Source organism: Sinomonas sp. (assembly GCF_051955515.1).
Taxonomy (GTDB): Bacteria; Actinomycetota; Actinomycetes; order Actinomycetales; family Micrococcaceae; genus Sinomonas.
This window is the reverse complement of record NZ_JBQCGQ010000025.1, coordinates 1-18,166: the sequence shown is the minus strand read 5'-3', so window position 1 is coordinate 18,166 and position 18,166 is coordinate 1. Positions and strand designations below refer to the sequence as shown.

At 65.3% G+C, this 18,166-nt stretch carries 18 protein-coding genes and 1 pseudogene; 5 read left to right on the top strand and 14 right to left on the bottom strand.

Annotated elements, in window-relative coordinates; translation table 11 throughout:
• Positions 1–109: 109 nt before the first annotated feature.
• The 12 genes from ACTHL9_RS01280 to ACTHL9_RS01225 form a co-directional block, all read right to left on the bottom strand.
• Positions 110–1,423 (bottom strand): Nramp family divalent metal transporter, encoded by a 1,314-nt coding sequence (locus ACTHL9_RS01280; RefSeq protein WP_440516815.1) that lies wholly within the window; start codon positions 1,421–1,423, stop codon positions 110–112.
• 59 nt (positions 1,424–1,482) lie between these two features.
• Positions 1,483–2,559, bottom strand: coding sequence for a methyltransferase (locus tag ACTHL9_RS01275; protein WP_440516814.1), 1,077 nt, complete (start codon positions 2,557–2,559; stop codon positions 1,483–1,485).
• Between the two features lie 9 nt (positions 2,560–2,568).
• Positions 2,569–3,945 (bottom strand): phosphoglucosamine mutase, encoded by a 1,377-nt coding sequence (gene glmM, locus ACTHL9_RS01270; protein ID WP_440516813.1) that lies wholly within the window; start codon positions 3,943–3,945, stop codon positions 2,569–2,571.
• A gap of 92 nt (positions 3,946–4,037) precedes the next feature.
• Positions 4,038–4,790 carry a hypothetical protein gene (locus ACTHL9_RS01265; protein ID WP_440516812.1) on the bottom strand — a complete coding sequence of 251 codons (753 nt, stop codon included), beginning with the start codon at positions 4,788–4,790 and terminating at the stop codon, positions 4,038–4,040.
• Positions 4,791–4,856: 66 nt separating this feature from the next.
• Positions 4,857–5,606, bottom strand: a complete 750-nt coding sequence (locus ACTHL9_RS01260; RefSeq protein WP_440516811.1) for a hypothetical protein — start codon at positions 5,604–5,606, stop codon at positions 4,857–4,859.
• A 90-nt stretch (positions 5,607–5,696) separates the two neighbouring features.
• Positions 5,697–5,888 carry a hypothetical protein gene (locus tag ACTHL9_RS01255; protein WP_440516810.1) on the bottom strand — a complete coding sequence of 64 codons (192 nt, stop codon included), beginning with the start codon at positions 5,886–5,888 and terminating at the stop codon, positions 5,697–5,699.
• Between the two features lie 200 nt (positions 5,889–6,088).
• The gene (locus ACTHL9_RS01250; protein WP_440516809.1) at positions 6,089–6,280 is read right to left on the bottom strand and encodes a hypothetical protein; all 192 of its coding nucleotides are present in this window, start codon (positions 6,278–6,280) and stop codon (positions 6,089–6,091) included.
• A gap of 48 nt (positions 6,281–6,328) precedes the next feature.
• A complete protein-coding gene (locus ACTHL9_RS01245) occupies positions 6,329–6,520 on the bottom strand; it encodes a hypothetical protein (protein ID WP_440516808.1) in 192 nt (63 codons plus the stop codon).
• Positions 6,521–6,557: 37 nt separating this feature from the next.
• Positions 6,558–7,937 (bottom strand): hypothetical protein, encoded by a 1,380-nt coding sequence (locus ACTHL9_RS01240; protein WP_440516807.1) that lies wholly within the window; start codon positions 7,935–7,937, stop codon positions 6,558–6,560.
• A gap of 101 nt (positions 7,938–8,038) precedes the next feature.
• Positions 8,039–8,230 (bottom strand): hypothetical protein, encoded by a 192-nt coding sequence (locus ACTHL9_RS01235; RefSeq protein ID WP_440516806.1) that lies wholly within the window; start codon positions 8,228–8,230, stop codon positions 8,039–8,041.
• Positions 8,231–8,410: 180 nt separating this feature from the next.
• Positions 8,411–9,139 (bottom strand): hypothetical protein, encoded by a 729-nt coding sequence (locus ACTHL9_RS01230; RefSeq protein ID WP_440516805.1) that lies wholly within the window; start codon positions 9,137–9,139, stop codon positions 8,411–8,413.
• Between the two features lie 2 nt (positions 9,140–9,141).
• Complete coding sequence (locus tag ACTHL9_RS01225; protein ID WP_440516804.1) at positions 9,142–9,810, bottom strand: AfsR/SARP family transcriptional regulator; 669 nt, start codon at positions 9,808–9,810, stop codon at positions 9,142–9,144.
• A gap of 411 nt (positions 9,811–10,221) precedes the next feature.
• On the opposite strand from ACTHL9_RS01225, the gene ACTHL9_RS01220 reads away from it, so the two are divergent.
• The 5 genes from ACTHL9_RS01220 to ACTHL9_RS01200 all read left to right on the top strand — a co-directional run bounded on the left by ACTHL9_RS01220 (position 10,222) and on the right by ACTHL9_RS01200 (position 17,483).
• A complete protein-coding gene (locus tag ACTHL9_RS01220) occupies positions 10,222–11,046 on the top strand; it encodes a hypothetical protein (RefSeq protein ID WP_440516803.1) in 825 nt (274 codons plus the stop codon).
• Positions 11,047–11,139: 93 nt separating this feature from the next.
• Entirely contained in the window at positions 11,140–11,763 is a 624-nt protein-coding gene (locus ACTHL9_RS01215; RefSeq protein WP_440516802.1) for a hypothetical protein, read from the top strand.
• A gap of 703 nt (positions 11,764–12,466) precedes the next feature.
• Positions 12,467–13,708, top strand: a complete 1,242-nt coding sequence (locus ACTHL9_RS01210; protein WP_440516801.1) for a glycosyltransferase — start codon at positions 12,467–12,469, stop codon at positions 13,706–13,708.
• Positions 13,705–15,600 carry an ArnT family glycosyltransferase gene (locus tag ACTHL9_RS01205; RefSeq protein ID WP_440516800.1) on the top strand — a complete coding sequence of 632 codons (1,896 nt, stop codon included), beginning with the start codon at positions 13,705–13,707 and terminating at the stop codon, positions 15,598–15,600. The genes ACTHL9_RS01210 and ACTHL9_RS01205 overlap by 4 nt, the downstream gene beginning before the upstream one ends.
• Before the next feature lie 107 nt (positions 15,601–15,707).
• Positions 15,708–17,483 (top strand): ArnT family glycosyltransferase, encoded by a 1,776-nt coding sequence (locus ACTHL9_RS01200; protein WP_440516799.1) that lies wholly within the window; start codon positions 15,708–15,710, stop codon positions 17,481–17,483.
• A 58-nt stretch (positions 17,484–17,541) separates the two neighbouring features.
• Here the strand turns inward: ACTHL9_RS01200 and rpsI are convergent, their stop codons facing one another.
• Positions 17,542–18,048 carry a 30S ribosomal protein S9 gene (rpsI, locus tag ACTHL9_RS01195; RefSeq protein WP_440516798.1) on the bottom strand — a complete coding sequence of 169 codons (507 nt, stop codon included), beginning with the start codon at positions 18,046–18,048 and terminating at the stop codon, positions 17,542–17,544.
• A gap of 38 nt (positions 18,049–18,086) precedes the next feature.
• A pseudogene (locus ACTHL9_RS01190) lies at positions 18,087–18,166 on the bottom strand (50S ribosomal protein L13); the annotation flags it as partial.

Sequence of the window (18,166 nt, the reverse complement as noted above, 5' to 3'; positions counted from 1 at the left end):
GCGCCTCGCGGGCGGGGGCGTATATGGGGGGGGTGGCCCGGTTGGCGGGGCCCCCCCCCGCAACAGGGGACGGCGCAACGGAGGAAGGCACCCGAAGCAAGGGCGGATTTCACCCGAACTGTGCCCAGATGGCCAGGACTCCGGCGAGCGCCATGATGACGGCGGTGACCCAGCCTGCCGTCGTCGCGAGGGGACCGTTGCGTCGTTCCCCCATCAGGCGCCTGCTGCCCGAGATGAGCAGGATGACCACGAGGAAGGGTGCCGCGGCGATCGCGTTGAGCATCGCCGAGAAGACCAGCAGGCCGATGGCGTCCGTGAGGACTGCGGCGAGGACGGTACCCACAAGCAGGACAAGAACCAGCAGCCCATAGAACACGGGGGCGTTGCGGGGGCGCCGCTCGAATCCCCAGTTCTTGCCGGTGAGGCCGCTCAGGCCGATGCACGCGGAGGATGCGAGGACGGGGACGCTGAGGAGGCCGGTTCCGATGAACCCGAGCGCGAACACCGCGCCCGCGTAGGGACCCGCGAGGGGCTGGAGGGCGCGGGCGGCGTCGGCAGCGGTGTTGATGTCTTGGGGATGGCGCCCGATCGTCGCTCCAGTGGCCACGATGATCGCGAACATCACGAGGACCGAGAAGGTCATGCCCGTTGTCACGTCGATGCGCTGCTGCCGCCGGCGACGCTGGGCCTTGTGCTCCGGGATGTCGCGATCGGAAGCCGCACGGCGTCCGTTCTCGGGGGCTTGGCGAAGCTCTTCGATCCGCTGGCCGCTCTCCCAGAAGAACATATAGGGCGAAATCGACGTGCCGAACACCGCGGCGATGAGCCCCCAGAACTGAAGGTCGAAGGAAAGGTGCTGGAACGTGAGCCCGGTCCACACCCCCTTCCAGTCCACATTGGCCAGGAAGAGGACAATCACGTACGCGAAGAGCGCCATGCACAGCCACACGAAGACCTTCGCCACGAGCCGGTAGGAGCCCGTGATCAGCAGGACACCGAGTGCGAGGCCTCCCAGGGGCGCCCAGAGCTGGGACGGGCCGGCGCCGAGGAGCTGCATCCCTTGGCCGATGGCCATGAGGTCTGCGGCGACGTTGACCACGTTCGCGACGAGCAGGCACACGAGGAGGAGCCCTACCACGGCCCTGCCAGCACGCGCGAAGCGCCGGTGGACGAGCTTGCCGAGCGTGTCACCGGTGGCAGTCGCCGTACGGTCGCACATGTCCTGGACGGCGATCATCATCGGCAGCACCACGGGAGCGGTCCACACCATCGCGAAGCCGTATTGCGCGCCGGCTTGGGCGTAGGTGGCAACTCCGGAGGGGTCGTCGTCGGCCGCGCCGGTCACGAGGCCCGGGCCGAGTGCCCTCAGCCAGGTCTTCCAACCGCTCCCCGTGCGAGATCGCTCGCTCTCTCGGGTGGACATCGCCTTCTCCCCGCTCCTTGCAAACTGCAATTACCCGGGAGTGAGCGCCTTACGCGCACTTAGGCGGCCACGAGCTCGACGATTCCGTAGGCGCCCGTGTCGATCACGCGTCCGCGCTCGAACCCCGCCGCGGAGCCCAGCGCGAAGAACTCCGACGCCGATCGCTGCCGGCCCTCGGTCTGGGCGAGCATCATGATGTCGGAGACGGACACCGGGAACTCCGCACGGTTCCGCTCCTGCAGCCACTCGAGCACCAGCACCCGCGCGCCCGGCCGCGCCGCGTCCCGCACCGTGCGCAGGATCTGGCGGCATTGCGCATCGTCCCAGTCGTGCAGCACGTCCTTGAGCAGGTAGATGTTCGCGTCGGCGCGGAAGCCGGTGAAGAGATCGCCTTCGACGGCGGTCACGCGATGGGCCACGCCGCGCGAGGCGAGGTACTCCCCCGAGCCGGCGAGGGGCCCGGCTTGGTCAACGAGCAGCCCTCGCAGACCGGATCGTCGCCGCAGGACTTCCGCGAGCATCGAGCCGACACCGCCTCCCACGTCGCACACCGTGCCCGTCTCGGGCCACGGATACGCTGCGACGATGAGAGGCGCGGCCATGAGCGTGAGTTCGCGCATGGTCCGGGCGAAGCCGTCCTCTTCCTCCGGATTCTCGGCGAGGTGCTCCCAGATGGTCTTCCCAGTGGCAGCGTTGAAGGCGGGCAGGCCGTCCCGGAGGGACTCCGGGATGCGGAACCACCCCTGAATCACCAGGGGCGAGGTGAGGTAGCGGATCCAGCCGGACATCGAATGCGGGTTCTCGTCGAGGAGAAGGCGGCCCGTGGAGGTGAGCGAGAAACGCCCGCGCGAATCCAGGCGCGCCAGCCCGTAGACGGCGAGTCCGCGCAGCACGCGATGGACCGTGTCGGCATGCAATCCCAGACGGTCCGCGAGTGCTGGGGCGGTCAACGGGCCGTGCGCGAGCGGTTCGACGAGCTTCGTCTCAAGCGCCGCCCGCATGAGCATGATGGAGGCAACTCCGCCGGTAAGCTGGAGGAACCTCGCCTGCGGGGGCTGGAGAGCCAGGCCCGCGCGCCCCAGCGCATCGCTGAGTCGCTGGACCAGACGGACGACGGCGGGCGGCGGCGGGCGCATGCGGCTAGCCTATGCGGGGCTCACCTGTTCTGCCTCGCCTGCGAGGGAAAGCCTGCTCTGCACCACACCGGCGAGCCGCTCGGCAATCCGCTGAGCGGTTTCCTCGTCCGCGGCCTCGACCATGACGCGGACCACCGGCTCGGTGCCCGACGGCCGAAGGAGGACGCGCCCGGTCTCGCCGAGCTCTGCCTCCGCCTCGGCCACAGCGAGGGACACGCCGTCGTCCTCCCGAACGCGCGACTTGTCCACCCCCTTGACGTTGATGAGCACCTGCGGAAGCCGAGTCATCACGGAGGCGAGCTCTTTGAGGGTCTTGCCCGTCTTGGCCACCTGCGCGGCGAGCTGGAGGCCGGTCAGGACGCCGTCGCCCGTCGTCGCATAGTCCAGGAAGATGACGTGGCCGCTCTGCTCGCCGCCGATCGAGTAGTTGTGCGCGCGCATCTCCTCGAGGACGTAGCGGTCTCCGACCGCGGTCTCCCGGATGGTGATGCCAGCCTCGCGGAGCGCGATCTTGAGCCCGAGGTTGCTCATCACGGTCGCGACGAGGACGTCGTCCCGCAGGCGCCCGTCGGCCTTCAGGGCCAGACCGAGCACCGCCATGATCTGATCGCCGTCCACGACGTTGCCTTCGTGGTCCACAGCGAGGCAGCGGTCGGCGTCGCCGTCGTGCGCAATCCCAAGATTGGCTCCGTTGGCGACCACGGCGGCCTGGAGCGCCTCGAGGTGGGTGGATCCGACGCCTTCGTTGATGTTGATGCCATCCGGCTCCGCGCCGATCACGATGACGTTCGCGCCCGCGTCCTTGAACACCTGGGGCGAGCAGCCCGAGGCCGCACCGTGGGCGCAGTCGAGCACCACCGTGAGGCCGTCGAGCCGGTGCGGCAGGGTGGTGAGCAGGTGGAGGACGTAGCGGTCCTCGGCGTCGGCGAACCGGCGGACACGGCCCACGCCGTCGCCCGTCGGACGGACCGGCTCGCTCGCGAGCTCAGCCTCGATCGCGTCCTCGACCTCGTCCGGGAGCTTGTGGCCACCGCGGGCGAAGAATTTGATGCCGTTGTCCGGCGCGGGGTTGTGCGAGGCGGAGATCATGACGCCGAAATCGGCGTTGAGGTCGGCCACGAGGTAGGCCGCCGCCGGCGTCGGGAGCACGCCCGCGTTGTACACGTCGACGCCGGCGCTCGCGAGCCCAGCCTCGACTGCCGCGCTCAGGAATGCCCCGCTCGCGCGAGGGTCGCGGGCCACGACGGCGCGCGGCCGTGTGCCGTCAGGGACCTCGCGGTGCCCGAGCACGACCGCAGCCGCTTGAGAGAGCCTGAGTGCCAGCTGCGCGTCCAGCAGGCCGTTGGCCAACCCGCGGACACCGTCCGTTCCGAAGAGCCTAGTCATCGGGACCAGTCTACGGGTCGCGGGCAGAGGAGCGGTTCCGGCGTCTCCACACTGAGCGGGACGCCGGAACCGCAAGCCTTCGTATCGGGGTGTCAGTGGGCGCGGTGGGCGTGCGTGCCGCGCCGCGAGCCTCGGGGGCCGAACAACGACCACAGCAGCAGGACGAACCCGGAGGCGAAGAGCGAGGTCGAGGCGGTGTAGTCCGGGGCCGCGGCGCCAGCGCCTGTCTGGGCCGTCATGCTCACCTCACCCTGGCCGGCGGCGCCTGCTCCTGCGCCTTGCTGGACCGTTGAACCACCGATCGCCGAACCACCGATCGCCGAACCACCGGCCGCTTGGGCGACGGTGACGGTGCCCGACGTTGTGGTGGTGCCCGGCGTTGTGGTGGTGCCGCCCGCCGCCGCGCCGCTCGGTGACGCGCTCGAGGTCGTGGGCGACGGCGTTGGCGTGCCGGTGTGTGTCCCGGTGGGAGTCGGCGTTGGCGTGCCAGTGTGAGTCTCAGTGGGCGACGGCGTCGGAGTAACCGTGTGCGTCGACGTTGGGGTGGGGCTCGACGTCGGGCCGCCTTGGCAGCCGCAGGTTCCCGGGGCCCCGCCGGGCAGACTCGGCAGCTCGGTGGGCAGGCCCCCGGGAAGCCCCCCGCCCAGGATGTCGCCGACCCCGGGAACGCCGGTTCCTGTCGATGGGACGGTAATTCCGGTCCCGGGCAGGCCGTTCACGCCGCCCGGGATGCCTTGGCCGGCCCACGCGGGATTCGTTGCGACGCCCGCGCTCATGAGGGCACAGGCACTCAGCGTGAAGATGGTCCTCGCGCCCTTGCGACGCGGCTTTGAGTTCAGCGGCATGCTGGCCGCCTCCTTTCCAAAGGGCGCAATGCCCTCGACAAAGTGACAAGGAGAAGTGGCTGGCATTCAGGTGCACTGGCCGCATCGGAATGTCAGGAGCACCACCTGGCTGTCGGGATTCTCGAAATTGCACGAGAACACCACGACAGTGCAGGGGTCGTTGGCGAACGAGAATGCGCGTGATTTGTCCACGAGCCTCCTGTCCGCGAGGGTGCACGGCACCGAGAGCCCGTTGGCGCCGGTGACTATGGCCGTCTGACCCTGCGTCCAGCCGGGATAGCTCAGCCGGTTGAACGGGAAGGTCGAGTCGTTGCAGAGCGGGATGCCTTCGTGGCACGAGTGTGCGGCAAGGACGACCGGCTTGATTCCTGCCACCGTTCCGGTTCCTGCGAGCCAGTGCGCCACGGGGTCGAAACCATTGGCGTCGAGCGGCGGGTCGACGGTCTCGCCCTGCGACCACGCGAGCGGCAGCACGTTGACCGAGATTCCCGCTGCGGGCCAGGCGAACTTGGTGGGGGGAAGAACGAGTTTGTTGCCCGCAGTGGGGCTGGGCACATGAGGGGACGGCACAGGAGCGACCGGCGCAGAAGAGGACTGCGCAGAACGAGTAGGCGCAGAAGAAGTAGGCGCAGGAGAAGGGGCCTCGCCAGAGTCAGCCCTCTGGGCGGCCAAACGATCGGCCTCGAGCGCGCGATTCTGCTGATGCGCCGCGTCGGCGACCTGAAAGCCCGCGCCCCCCACGGCGAAGGCGACGGCGAGCGCAAGGACCACGTAGCGCATCCGGAGCCATCGCCGTCGTGCTGTCCGCCGTCCCATGTTTCCCCTCCCCGCCAGCCTGTGGTGATCTCCGCCGGAGCCTCCCGGTGCCCGCCGACTGGATGCGGGCACCGGGATCTGCGGCAGCCGTCAGCCCTGCGAGATGTGGATGCTCTGGAGCGCCGCGCTGTTGGCGCTCGAGAGGATCGTGGCCGCGTTGACCGCGTAGGAGACGTTCGTGGCGTTCACGAGTGCTCCGTTGAAGTTGAAGAACAAGGTCTCCCGGCTGGGGAGCATCTCGACGGTCTCGGCGGTCAGGTCAGTGAGGGTCAGCTTGGTCATGGAACTCAACTCCTTGTTTGTAGTGAATGACGAACCGGTGCAGGCCGTTGAACACAGTCAACCGACCGTGCGTTATGCCGGCGTTATTGCTGCGTTACTCGTTCGAGTGAGGAAGGAAAGGGACGGGCGGGTGGGGGCCGGTCCGGGCGGGACACAGAGCTGTCTCCGCGGCACGCCGGGTCCCGGCCCCCTCAGCCCTGTCAGTGCTGAAGCACTCCGAGCCACTGGAACGCGTTCGAGCTGGCAGTGGACCCGATCGTCGCGGCGTTGATCGCGAACGAGAGGTTCACCGCCACAACGGGCGCGATGTTGATGTCGAAGAGCAGGGTGTCGCGCTGCGGAAGGAGCTCCGCGTGCTCTCCGGCCAGTTCGGCAACAGTGAGTGTATTCATGGCCATTTCCTCCTGGATGTGAAGTTGCGCAAGCGGTGAGCCGCGGTCCTAGCGCTGCGAGACCACGATCTGCTGGAGTGCGGCGCTGTTCGCGGACGAACAGATCGTCGCCACGTTGAGCGCGAGCGAGGAGTTCGTCGCTCCCACGAGGGCAGTGTTGAAATTCCAGAAGAGCGTCTCCCGGCGAGGGAGCAGTTCGACGTCTTCGGCGGCCAGATCGGCCAGGGTGAGCTTCTGCATGATGGTCACCTCCTCTCTGCTGCTGGCAGTTCTTCTCTCAGCGGATGAGAGCTGTCTTGTGGGCCGGAGTGCGCCGGCGGCTCGAGCGCCTGCGCTCGGCGCGGGTCGCCACGTGGCGGGCGCGCGCCGTCGTCGTCCTTTGGGGCCGGAAGCGCCTGGTGAGCTGCCTGGCGAGGTTCGCGAACGCCTGGGCGAGGATCAGCACCGAGCCGAGCACCGGGAGGGCGAGCAGGATCACCCCGAGGAGCGAGATGATCGCTTCGGGCACCTGCCCCTTCGCCAGTGCGGCTGCCAGGTTCTGGGCGTGGACGCTTACGGCCGAGGCGCCCGACGTCACGACGAACGGCAGGCTCACGGCGAGCCAGACGAGGACGCCTGCGAGGAACGGAATGACAATGAGGACCCAAGCGGTGACGATCCGGCGGGACAGGGGCTTGAGCTCGCTCACCCGGGGATCGGTCGGGCGGCCTGGGAGCAGGCTCCGGAAGACGGGGCCGACGCGGGCGAAGAGGTCGGGAACTCCGGCAAGGTCGGCGAGCACGAAATACCCGTCGAGGCGGATGGTCGGGGGCAGCTGCTGGGCCATCTGCAATTGGGTCATGATCACGAGCAGCAGAAGCAGCGGACTGCCGGTCGCGAGGTAGCCGATGCCAGCCGCGAGGACCCACCACAGGTGGAAGTAGAGGCCGCCGAGATCGGTCCGGATGCGTCCGCCGCGGCTGAGACGGTAGGAGTCCGTGACGTCCGTGTAGAACGCCGGGAAGACCACGTAGATGCCCACCCCGATGACACCAGGAGTCGCGCCGCCATAGCGGCAAGCGGTCGCGTGGCCCAGTTCGTGAACGAGTGCGCCCGCCGTCATGAGCAGGAACAGCGTGAGGAGCATGGTCGGCGTCATGAGGACGTCATTGAGGGCCGCGAGGGGGTCGGAGCCGACGAAGAGCCGGACATCCAACCCGATCAGCCCGAGGCAGGCGAGAACGACAATCGGCGGCGCATAGAGCGGCTTGAGGAGGAATGAGAGGCGTTCGACGGCGCGGCGCGGCACCACGGTGGCCTTCGCGCGGAGTGCGAGCAACGGAGTCGCGGTGGGCGCATCGACCAAGACTGCCGTGCCCGGCACCTCGAGGAGTCCGAGGGGTTCGAGCTTCGACGTGGCCAGGAGGTGCAGGCCCTCGGCATCGAGTTCCCGCCCGTAGGCCTGGCTCACGCGGTCGGCGAGCTCGTCCGCTCCCAGAGGGCTGGAGGCGTGGGCCACGATGCAGTGCAGGAGCTCGCTGAGCTGGACGACCTGACCGTCGGGACGCCGCACCAGGAAGGTGCTGTGATTGAGCCCCGAGCCGGAGACTTGGCCCAAGAGCTCCACGCCCGCCGCACGCTGCCACCTCTCGGGTGCGGCGATCACTTGCTCGGTCATGCTGCCCTTCCTTCGGTTCTTCGTGGACACCGTGTCCCGGGCCCTCCTTCCGGGGCGGCAGGTGGTCAGCACGAGCGCCCCGGAAGGTGATCAGCAGAGGCTCAGTGCTGGGAGACCGAGATCCACTGGCCGGCCTGGCTGTTCGCGAGCGAACCCGACGTAACCGCGTTCAGCGCAAGAGAGCTGTTGGAGGCCACAACCTGGGCGAGGTTGACGTTGAAGAAGAGGGTGTCGCGGCTCGGGAGCAGCTCGACGGACTCGGCGGCGAGCTCGGTGATGGTCAGCTTCGTCATGGGACTCAACTCCTTGATGAAAGGGATCTGGTTTCGCGGATCGATGAATTCGACCGCTGATGCGAGTCAAACGAAGCCCGCGTTATGCAGGTGTTACGGGTGCGTTATTCGCCCGATGGGCACAGAAAAAAGCCCCTCGCGCCGGGCATCGGCGCGAGGGGCTTGCTCAATTTGCTTCGGTCAGTTGCCGGTCTTGAGTTCGACTCTCACGGAAACGTCCGCAGGGCGGAGGTCCGCTGCAATGGCCGACTTGGCGCGCTTGCCGGCGTCGTCGGCGGCCTTCTGAGCCTGGTCGCGGTGAACTGACTTCCCGGCCAATTGGATTCCGAGATCCTGTTCTATCTGCTGGATGAGCGCCTTGGTCGTCCCTGAGAGTTCACGCTGGGAGCCGCCGATCACCAGGAATTGGAGCGCGACCGCCGTCGTCGTGCAGGCGGTGCACCCGGCATTCAGCGCGAGCGAGCGATTGTTGACCTCGACCGAGCTCGCGCTGGGCCCGGTGATGATCTGGACCGAGACCGCAGACGAGGAGCAGCTCGAGCAGCTGGACCAGGCGGTGGCGACGTTGTCCGCGATGGCGGCGCCCCCCTGTTTCACCAAGACGGTCTGAAAGGTGGTGGCCGTTCCAGCACAGCCGTCGCACCCGCTTGTCGCAACTGCTGTTGCGACCGCTTTCCGTCCCTGCCCCTCCAAGACGGCGGTGGCGTTCGCCGAATCGGTCACCGCCGTGCGCGCCGTCGTGGGAATGGCCGACGACGCCGCGTCCAGGGAGATCGACGACCGCAGGTCATTCGAGGGGCCCCGCCCGGCGGCCGAGGCGGCTCCGGGAACCGACGTCGCCAGAAGAAGCGTCCCGAGGAGGGAAAGCACGACGGCGGCGGGTTTCCATCTGCGCTGACGATCGGGCATGTTCAGCCGTCCTTTCTGGACAACATGAGGTGGGAGAGGCCCGCGGGCGCCGGCTCGCGGACCACGGTGACGTGCTTGCGGAACTGGCCGGGGCTGAAATGGGGACCGAAGGCCGCTTTCAGCTCGGGCGATGGCTCGAGCCCGAGCTCTTCCCAGAGCCGACGGCGAAAGCGCTCGTGAGTGCGGAACGCCGCCGCCGGATCCCCCGCCGCAATCTGCGCCCGGATCAGGAGGGCCTGCGAGCTCTCGCGCAGCGGCTCGAGCTCGGCGGCATGCCTGGCTGCGACGATCGCGCCTTCTGGGTTCCCGCCGTCCAGCCTTCTGCGGGCGATGGTTTCGAGCGCGGCCAAGCGGAACCCCCTCCAGCGCTCCTGCTGGAACAGCACCCAATCGTCGTACCAGCCGGGAAGGAGCTCGAGGCCCGCGAGCCGGTCCTCGATTCCTCGGGCCACGGCGCCCGCCGTCGTCTCAGGGTCGGCCTGCTGCCGCAAGTCGTGGAAGTCCACGCGGACGCCGGCTTCCAGCCCCACCGGTTCAATGCTGTCGGTGAGAAGACCCGGCATTTCGTGGCGGATCTTGAAGACCGCTGCGCGGACGCTGCCGCCAGCCTGCCGCTGACTGCTCTCGGGCCACAGAAGCCCCGCCAGATAGGAGCGTGGACGGGATCCCACGAGGGCCAGGACGCTGATCAGCCGCTGTTGTCGTATTCCTACTGAAACTGCTCGATCGTCAGCCAGCAATTGCCAGCTGCCGAGGAGCCTCACTTCCCACGTCGCCATACTTGGACATCACCCCCGCGATCGCCATGCTGCCCGCCTGCCCTTTGCTCGAGCGATCCCGTGCCACCGCCGGCACGGATAGCGGACCCGACGACCAGTACAGACCAGACGGACCGTTCTGTCCCGAGTGATCGCTACGCAATCTGCTCGGGGGCGCTACTTGGGTGGCTTCCGAGTTCGTACCCGGTTCCTCTCTTGCCCTACGGCCTAAACACTTGGCCCGGGCTGAGTGAGCAGGCGATAACGCACCGATAACGCGGTGGGTCCAAGCATGGAGGTCACGGCACGAGGATGGGGGTCGGCGTGAATCCAGAAGTTCCCACCGCAAGCAATGTGAAGACGTTCGAGGAACTCCTCTCCACCGAGGCGATCGAGGCGTCCGTCCGGGCCGCGCTCACCGAGCTCGAGCCGAACGGTCAGGAAATGATCGGATGCGAGAACGTGGTCAAAGAGCTGTTAACTGCCCGAATCAACACATTGATTGAGGCGTCCCGAGCGGACGGGCAGGTGCTCGGATCCATGACTCGGGCCTCTCGCGGCACTCCGGGCTGCCTGAAGGTTGTGGTCCAAATCTCCGGCGTCGGAGACCATTTCGAGCACCTCCTGGCGCGCGAGATGATCTGCCCCGAGGTGCTCCGGCAGGCCCTGAGAGGTTTCCAGATTGCCGAATTGGCACAGTCTGCACTGCGCGAGGCGCGGAAGGCCGAGTTCGAGGGAAGCTGTGAATCCTGCGACGGGTCTTGGGAGGTTTCCCTCGGTCAAAGTTCCCTGAGCCGGCACATCGACAGGATCATCGGAGAAGCAGCTCGCCGCGCCGGACTTGAGCGCGATCATGTGCGGCACGAATTCCTCAAGGCCTATGCAATTACCGCCTCTCGGGCCTTCGCTGCCGTTTACGGCAGGGTTCGGCCCGTCAGCGTACGCGTCGGACGCCAGGACGAATTGGCCGTGGCGTTCTCCGAGGTGCCGCGGGAGGAGGCTCAGTCCCTCTACTGCGACGGCATTCCTTCCCGCGCTCGTCTGGAGCAGATCGCCGACGAGGTTGATCTCGACGTCGTCTGCCATCAGGCGCTTGCGTGGGAGGCGCTCGCGTCGCTGCAATCCCGTCCGCTCAGCTACCGGGTGTGAGTGAGTGCCGCGAGTACTTGTCTTTGCCTCCTTGACTACTCGTCTTTCCCTTCACCCCTCACCTTTCATTCCGGCGGGTCCTACAGTCGCTCCATGAACGACCAGCGAGGGAGATTGGGCCTCCACCGTTTCCACTTTGCGCTTCTGCTCGTTGCAGCTGCTGTGGTGCTCGCGAGGCTCCTTCGATACCGCAGCGACATGGGAAAGTCGGATGGCTGGTTCATCGGTCTCTGCGCAGTCTCGGCCATGACGGCTACCTTCTTGATCCTGATCGTGATCCCGGCTGTCCGCGCGCTGCGATCGGCGGCCGTCGTTCGAGCCCAGCGTCCCACCGCAGTCGTCCTGACGAGCTACTGGGCCGAGAACAGTACCGCTTCCTTCCTCAAGCCCGGACGCCTCGTCGAGGAGGCAAAGGGGCGCGGATTCTTCATCCAGGTCATCGCCGACGAGAACGGCCTCGAAGTGCGCCGGCCGCTGCGACATGCGTCGTTCGGGACGATTCCCTGGAGTGCGGTGAGCGACGTGCGCTTGGAGGAGTTTGGCGGTGGGTCTGGGACGCGGCTGAAGTTGGTCTTTAGGCTCGGAATCAACGCAACGCCTTATGCGGACTATTTCGAGGTGCTTCCTTATGGTCGAGGCGATCGCCCGCATGTCGCGGAATTCGTGAGCACAACACAGACGAGAATGCTCAACCCGAGCCCGCTGGATATAGCCTGAAAGGCGGCCGTCTGCAGGGCATGTCCCCGAAAATCCCGCGGGCTAACACAGACGGACGCTTTTTTCTGATGCGTTCGCCTAATCCTACTTTTACGCCATGGCGCGGTCCTATTCGTCCGAAACGTCCTTGCATGCAGACAATAAGCCGACACAGAATCCCTCACAATCGAGGATGACGCGCACGGGAATCCGCCGCTTGTGAGACGGACAGATCCTCTGCTTGGACGGGTAGCTGGCTACCGGGGCAGGGCCGAACTGCTTCGCGCACCGCAGATCGAGTTCTACGCGCCGCGGTGGACCCACGTCGAACAGCTCGAGGGGCGGACGTACGAAGGCCCTTGGGATCGCACTCACGTCACGCGCTTCCAGGAGGCAGCCGACTGATCGCCGAGCGGCGAGGGCGGGAAGCAGACGCGTTTCGAATACGAGGACTTATCCATCCTGAGCTCGCCTGGCCTCAGCTCTCTCCTGCCCAGGCTCTTTCTCATCAGCCCAGCGGGGCGACGTCGCCGCGCCCGCATCGCCGAGCGGGACGAAGACTTCTCGCAATACTTGGAGACGATCTTGGAGTACTCGACTTTTCCACGTGGATTCCCGTGGTCAAGAGCGTTGCCAAACGGAGTACCTGAGTTTCTCCGACGAGGTACTCGTCTTTCACCAGACCTCTAGTAGGCCCGCATCCTCGAGACCTACCTTTTTCGGCATGACCAGAAGCAGCGGGGGCCTGGCGATCGAGCTCGTCATCCCGGTTTACAACGAAGAGGCGAGCCTCGAGGCGAGCGTCAGAGATGTCGTCGCATATCTGGACGACGCCTTCCAGGTTCCCTGGCGGGTCACCATTGCCGACAACGCAAGTACCGATGGGACTCGGGAGATCGGCGAGGAGCTCGCTGCGGAGCTCGAGCGGGTCAGCTACCGCCGTCTCGAGACGAAGGGCCGCGGCTACGCGCTCCGGACGACGTGGTCGGAGTCCGAGGCCGAAGTGCTGGCCTACCTCGACGTCGACCTCTCGACGGATCTTGCAGCGCTGCCGCCGTTGCTCGCGCCTCTTCTCTCGGGCCACTCTGACCTGTCGATCGGCACTCGGCTCCGGCGAGACTCCCGAGTTGTTCGCGGCCCGAAGCGTGAATTTATCTCCCGCACGTACAACGCAATGCTCCACGGTGCGCTCGGAGTGCGCTTTTCCGATGCGCAGTGTGGTTTCAAAGCGATCCGTGCGGACGCTGCGAAGGCCCTACTCCCCCATGTCGAGGACAATGCTTGGTTCTTCGACACCGAACTTCTGGTCCTCGCGGAACGGGCCGGCCTGCGGATCCACGAGATCCCCGTGGACTGGACAGACGACCCGACTAGCAGCGTCAACATCAAGCAGACGGCCTTGGACGACATGCGCGGCATCGTGCGTGTCGTGGGGTCGCTTGCCAGGGGCAAAGTACCGCTGCCGGCCATCTATGCGGAACTCGGCCGACGCCCCCTCCTACCCAGTTTGCCGCCGTCGTTTTTCGGCCAAGTACTTCGCTTCGGAGCCGTCGGAGTTCTCTCCACGGTCGCGTTTGCCCTGCTGTATCTCCTGATTCAGCCGATGGCCGGTGCCCAGGCTGCCAACTTTGCAGCGCTTCTCATCACCGCTGTGCTCAACACGGCTGCGAACCGACGCTTTACCTTCGGAATTCGCGGGCCCGAGCATTACGGGTTGCAACAGTTCCAAGGGCTCATTGTGTTCGGCCTTGCTTGGGCTCTCACTTCGTCGTCGCTGCTGGGGCTGCACGCAGTAATAGGACAGCCAGGAGCGACCGCCGAACTGGTGACGCTTACCGCCGCCAACATCGTCGCCACTATCCTGCGATTCGCGCTCCTCAAGGCATGGGTCTTCCGCACGCGGACGACGGTGGCTAGGGGCCCAGACGACACGGTTTCAGTAGCAAGCCGAGCCTCAGCGGCATGAGCGCCGCAACCACAGCGCGCACCGGGCTGAGCCCTCGCTGGGGCGCTCGTATTATCGGGCTCGGCGAATGGGCCCGGAGCGGCCATGTACACCGCATACTTCTTGCCGCGCTCTCCGCTGCGCTCTATCTCCCAGGACTCAACCAAAATGGCTGGGCCAACGCCTACTACGCGGCCGCGGTACAAGCTGCATCGCGAAGCTGGACCTCGTTCTGGTTCGCGAGTGCAGATATGGGGAATTTCGTCTCGGTTGACAAGCCACCACTAAGCATCTGGGTAATGGCGCTCTCATGCCGAATCTTCGGATTCAACACCTGGTCAATGCTCATCCCGCAAGCCCTGATGGGCAGCTGCACTGTACTGCTCGTCTACGCTATCTGTCGATCATTCCTCCCGTCGATCTATGCCCTGTTCGGTGGCGTCGCAGTAGCCACGATGCCTGTGGCTACGCTCATGTTTCGGTACAACAACCCAGACGCCCTGCTCGTCCTCCTCATGACGGTCTGCGCGTGGGCATCGCTGCGGATCCTGCACAAACCTCGCTTTGCATGGTCTCTCACAATTGGCGCCGCTGTTGGTCTGGGCTTCATGACCAAACAGTTGCAAATCCTTCTGATCGTGCCCGCCGTAGCCCTATGTGTCCTGGGGGCAGGGGGGATCACATGGACAACGAAAGCCAGAATTGGAGCGGTCGCGGCGGGTGCAGCAATCGCAACTGGCCTAACTTGGTTTGTTGGCGTGAGCTTGGTGCCGATCGATGCGCGACCGTTCGTCGGAGGCTCAAGGACCAACAGCGTTTGGGAATTGACGCTCGGCTACAACGGCGTAGACCGACTTACTGGACAGGATGCTTCAAGCGTTTCCGGGCCGGCGACCGGGGACGATGGGCCCGCCATCGGATTCATTCGCCTCATCTACCCCAACTACGCCGGCCAGGTCTCCTGGCTGCTGCCGCTCGTGATAGTAGCCACTACATTGCTGATCGTGATTGTGCTGCGCGGAAAGGCGCACTCGTTGCCCGCGCCGGTCATGTTCTCAGTCATCTGGTGGTGGACGAGCGTACCTGTGATTGCGTATATGGGTGGGATTGTTCACCCATATTATTTGCTCGTCATCGCTCCGCCCACGGCGATTCTCGGAGCTTGGGTGCTCCATATGGGGCTTTGTCGTGACGCCCGGCCCTGGACTCGCCGTGCACTCGCGTCTGGCATCCTTGTTGTGCTTCTCCTCAACCTCATCATCGTCGGGCTATACACACACGGCTTCGAGCTGCTCCTCGGCCCAATAGTGGTCGCGGGGGCTATGGTCAGCGCTGCGCTCCTCATAGCGAAGAATCCTCCCCCGAGGATCTCTCGCATCGGGAGTGGGCTCGTCGTCTTGACACTGCTCGCAGGTCCGGCGGTCTGGTCTGTCGCCACTTCCCTGTCAGGACATATCGGCTCATCTCCGAGCGCAGGGCCGGCCAGCATAATAGGGGCGTCCGACTCGCCGACACGCCTCGGGTTCCCGTCCTCAATGACACCCGCCAATGAATCAGCGATTTTGGGAATTGAGCCAAATCCCGACCTCGCAAATGTCATCCGCTCGACGACATCCAGTCGAGGCGTGGTCACCGCCGCTGTAGGAGGACAGAACGCAGCCTTGACAGCGCTCACGACCGGGGATCCTGTGGTGCCTGTCGGAGGATTCTACGGTGCGGACCCAGTGCCAACGCTCACGGACTTCAAGCAGTTGGTCGGCGAACGAAGAATCGGCGGCCTTGTACTCGGCCCCCTTCCGAGCGGAGTGCAAGGTGGGGCCGAAAGCCAGCGAATCGTTGACTGGGTAGAACAACATTACACCCCCGCCATTTATGGATCTCTCACCTATTATTCTTTCTCGGAGATGCAATGACTGTTCAAACTTCTTGGCCCACAAGGGATCCGGGTTCCGTTGCAATCAAGTCGCGCGCCAAGACCGACTCCAAACGCATAACGGAGCCACTCGTCATCGGCGGGCTAATGGCAGCGGCGCTCACGCTGTACCTATTCCGCCTGGATATCAACGGTTGGGGAAATCCATTCTATGCGGCCGCCGCACAAGCGGCCGCCCACGACTGGAAAGCGTTCTTCTTTGGCTCCCTCGATTGGGGAAACTCGATTTCAATCGATAAGCCGCCGCTTGCTGTGTGGCCTTCAGCGATCGCGATCCGCATCTTCGGCATGTCATCGTGGAGCATCCTCGCCCCACACGCAGTCCTTGGCGCGGCTACTGTGGTTGTACTCTATTTAGCCTTGCGACAGGAGTTTCCTCGCTGGACTGCGCTCACCGCAACGACGTTCTATATGACCACCCCGGTCGTCTTCCTGATGTCAAGGTTCAACAATCCCGAGGCCACAACTGGATTCCTGGTGGCCCTAGGGTTGTATTTCGCAGTCCGCGCAAGGAAAAGCACCCGCTGGGCACCTTACCTACTATGTGGCATATTCTTCGGCCTCGGCTTCATGGCCAAGCAACTCCAAGCTTGGATCGCTGTGCCCGCGGTCGCGCTCGGTCTTCTGGTCTTTGGAGTCGGAAGCATAGCCACCCGGTGGCGCCGTGTGCTCGGAGCGGGCGCGTGCATGCTGGCGACCGGATTGGCATGGGTCCTCATCGTGGATGCGGTTCCAGCAGGGAGTCGCCCTTATGTCGGCGGGTCCCTCGGCAATAGTGCCCTCGAGTTGACGTGGGACTACAACGGCCTGGCTCGCTTCATACAAATCGACGCCCCTGGGTTGGCCTATGACGGGGGACCCGGCCGTCTGTTCAACGCGAACCTCTCAGTCGCCGCGGGATGGCTAGTCCTACCCGCCCTCATGGCTGCCCTACTCGTGCTCGTCTACGCCCGGCGAGAGTGGAACCGGGGACAGCAGTTCCTAGGCGTCACGTGCGCGGTCGCATTCCTCGTCGTTGCCGCGATCCTGTCGTTTATGGGCACCATGCTCCATTCGTATTACACCCACTCCCTGGCTCCCTGGGCAGCCCTAACCGTTGCTGTTGCGCTGCACCGATTGAGGCAATCTGCCGAGCGATGGGCACAAAGGCTTTTGGCAGTAGTAGTAATCGGAGCAGGCGTCTACGGCCAAGTTCGCATCATCGGCTATGGCGTCCAGTGGCCGGATTGGGTTCCATGGGCTCTCGGAGGATTGGGCGTCGCCGCTGCAGCGGCGCACTTCCTCGCGACGCCCTCGAGACGAACAGTGCAGTCGGTCGCTGCCATACTCACTGTCGTCGCGCTCGGCACTGCTCCAGCAGCAAGCAACATGTTTACAGCATCCCAGCCACAGGAGGGCACCAATCCGGCATCAGGATCGAAGAGCCGGGATCCCATGGCCCTCAAGAACGTTCTCGACGCCGTCCACGCGTCACCTGACCTGTCATGGGAGAAAGAAGTCGACTTCGGTGCTCCGCCGGACCCCCGACTCATAAGTCTGATGCGGGAAGCGTCAAGCACGTCTACCTGGACCCTAGCCACCTACAGCGCACAGAACGTAGCGCAATACCAACTAGCGTCCGATACACCTGTCATGGCGATCGGCGGCTGGCTCGGCTCCGATCCCTCTCCGACATTGGCGCAATTTAAAGCACTAGTCCGAAGCGGCCGCGTGGCCTACTTCGCCGACTTCGCCATAATCCGTGACCGACCAGAGCAGCTGAGTCCTGAGGCCCGGTCGATTGAAGAATGGGTCCGGTCAGCCTTCCCCTCAGTGATGAACGGAGAACCAACCGTATACGACCTTAGGCGGCCATTACCGTAAGGACGCCGAGGGCCCGCCCGGTGAAAACCGGACGGGCCCTCTGGGGGAAGGTCTGAAATCAGCGCTTCGAGTACTGCGGCGCGCGGCGGGCCTTCTTGAGACCGGCCTTCTTACGCTCAACCACGCGGGCGTCACGAGTCAGGAAGCCGGCCTTCTTCAGGGCCGGACGATTGTTCTCAACGTCGATTCCGTTGAGGGCGCGCGACACACCAAGGCGCACCGCGCCGGCCTGGCCGGACGGCCCACCGCCGTGGATCCGGACGATCACGTCGTAAGCGCCCTCGAGGTCGAGAAGCTTGAACGGATCGTTAACTTCCTGCTGGTGGAGCTTGTTCGGGAAGTAGTTCTCGAGCGAGCGGCCGTTTATCGTCCACTGGCCCGACCCGGGAACAACGCGGACGCGGGCGACGGCAGCCTTGCGGCGGCCGACGGCCGCACCGGACACCGTGAGGGCCGGGCGCTCGCGCTTAGCCGTCTCAGTGGCGGCAGGCGCGCTCTCCGAGGTGTAGCTGGTCAGGTTGTCCTCGGCCTCAGCAGCCGTATTGAGCTCGTCGTTCTGAGCCACAGTTTTCTCCTTGGTGAATTCTTGGGTCGTGGCCAGGACTACTGGGCAACCTGGTTGATCTCAAAGGTCTTCGGCTGCTGCGCCTGGTGCGGGTGGTTCGGGCCCGCGTAGACCTTGA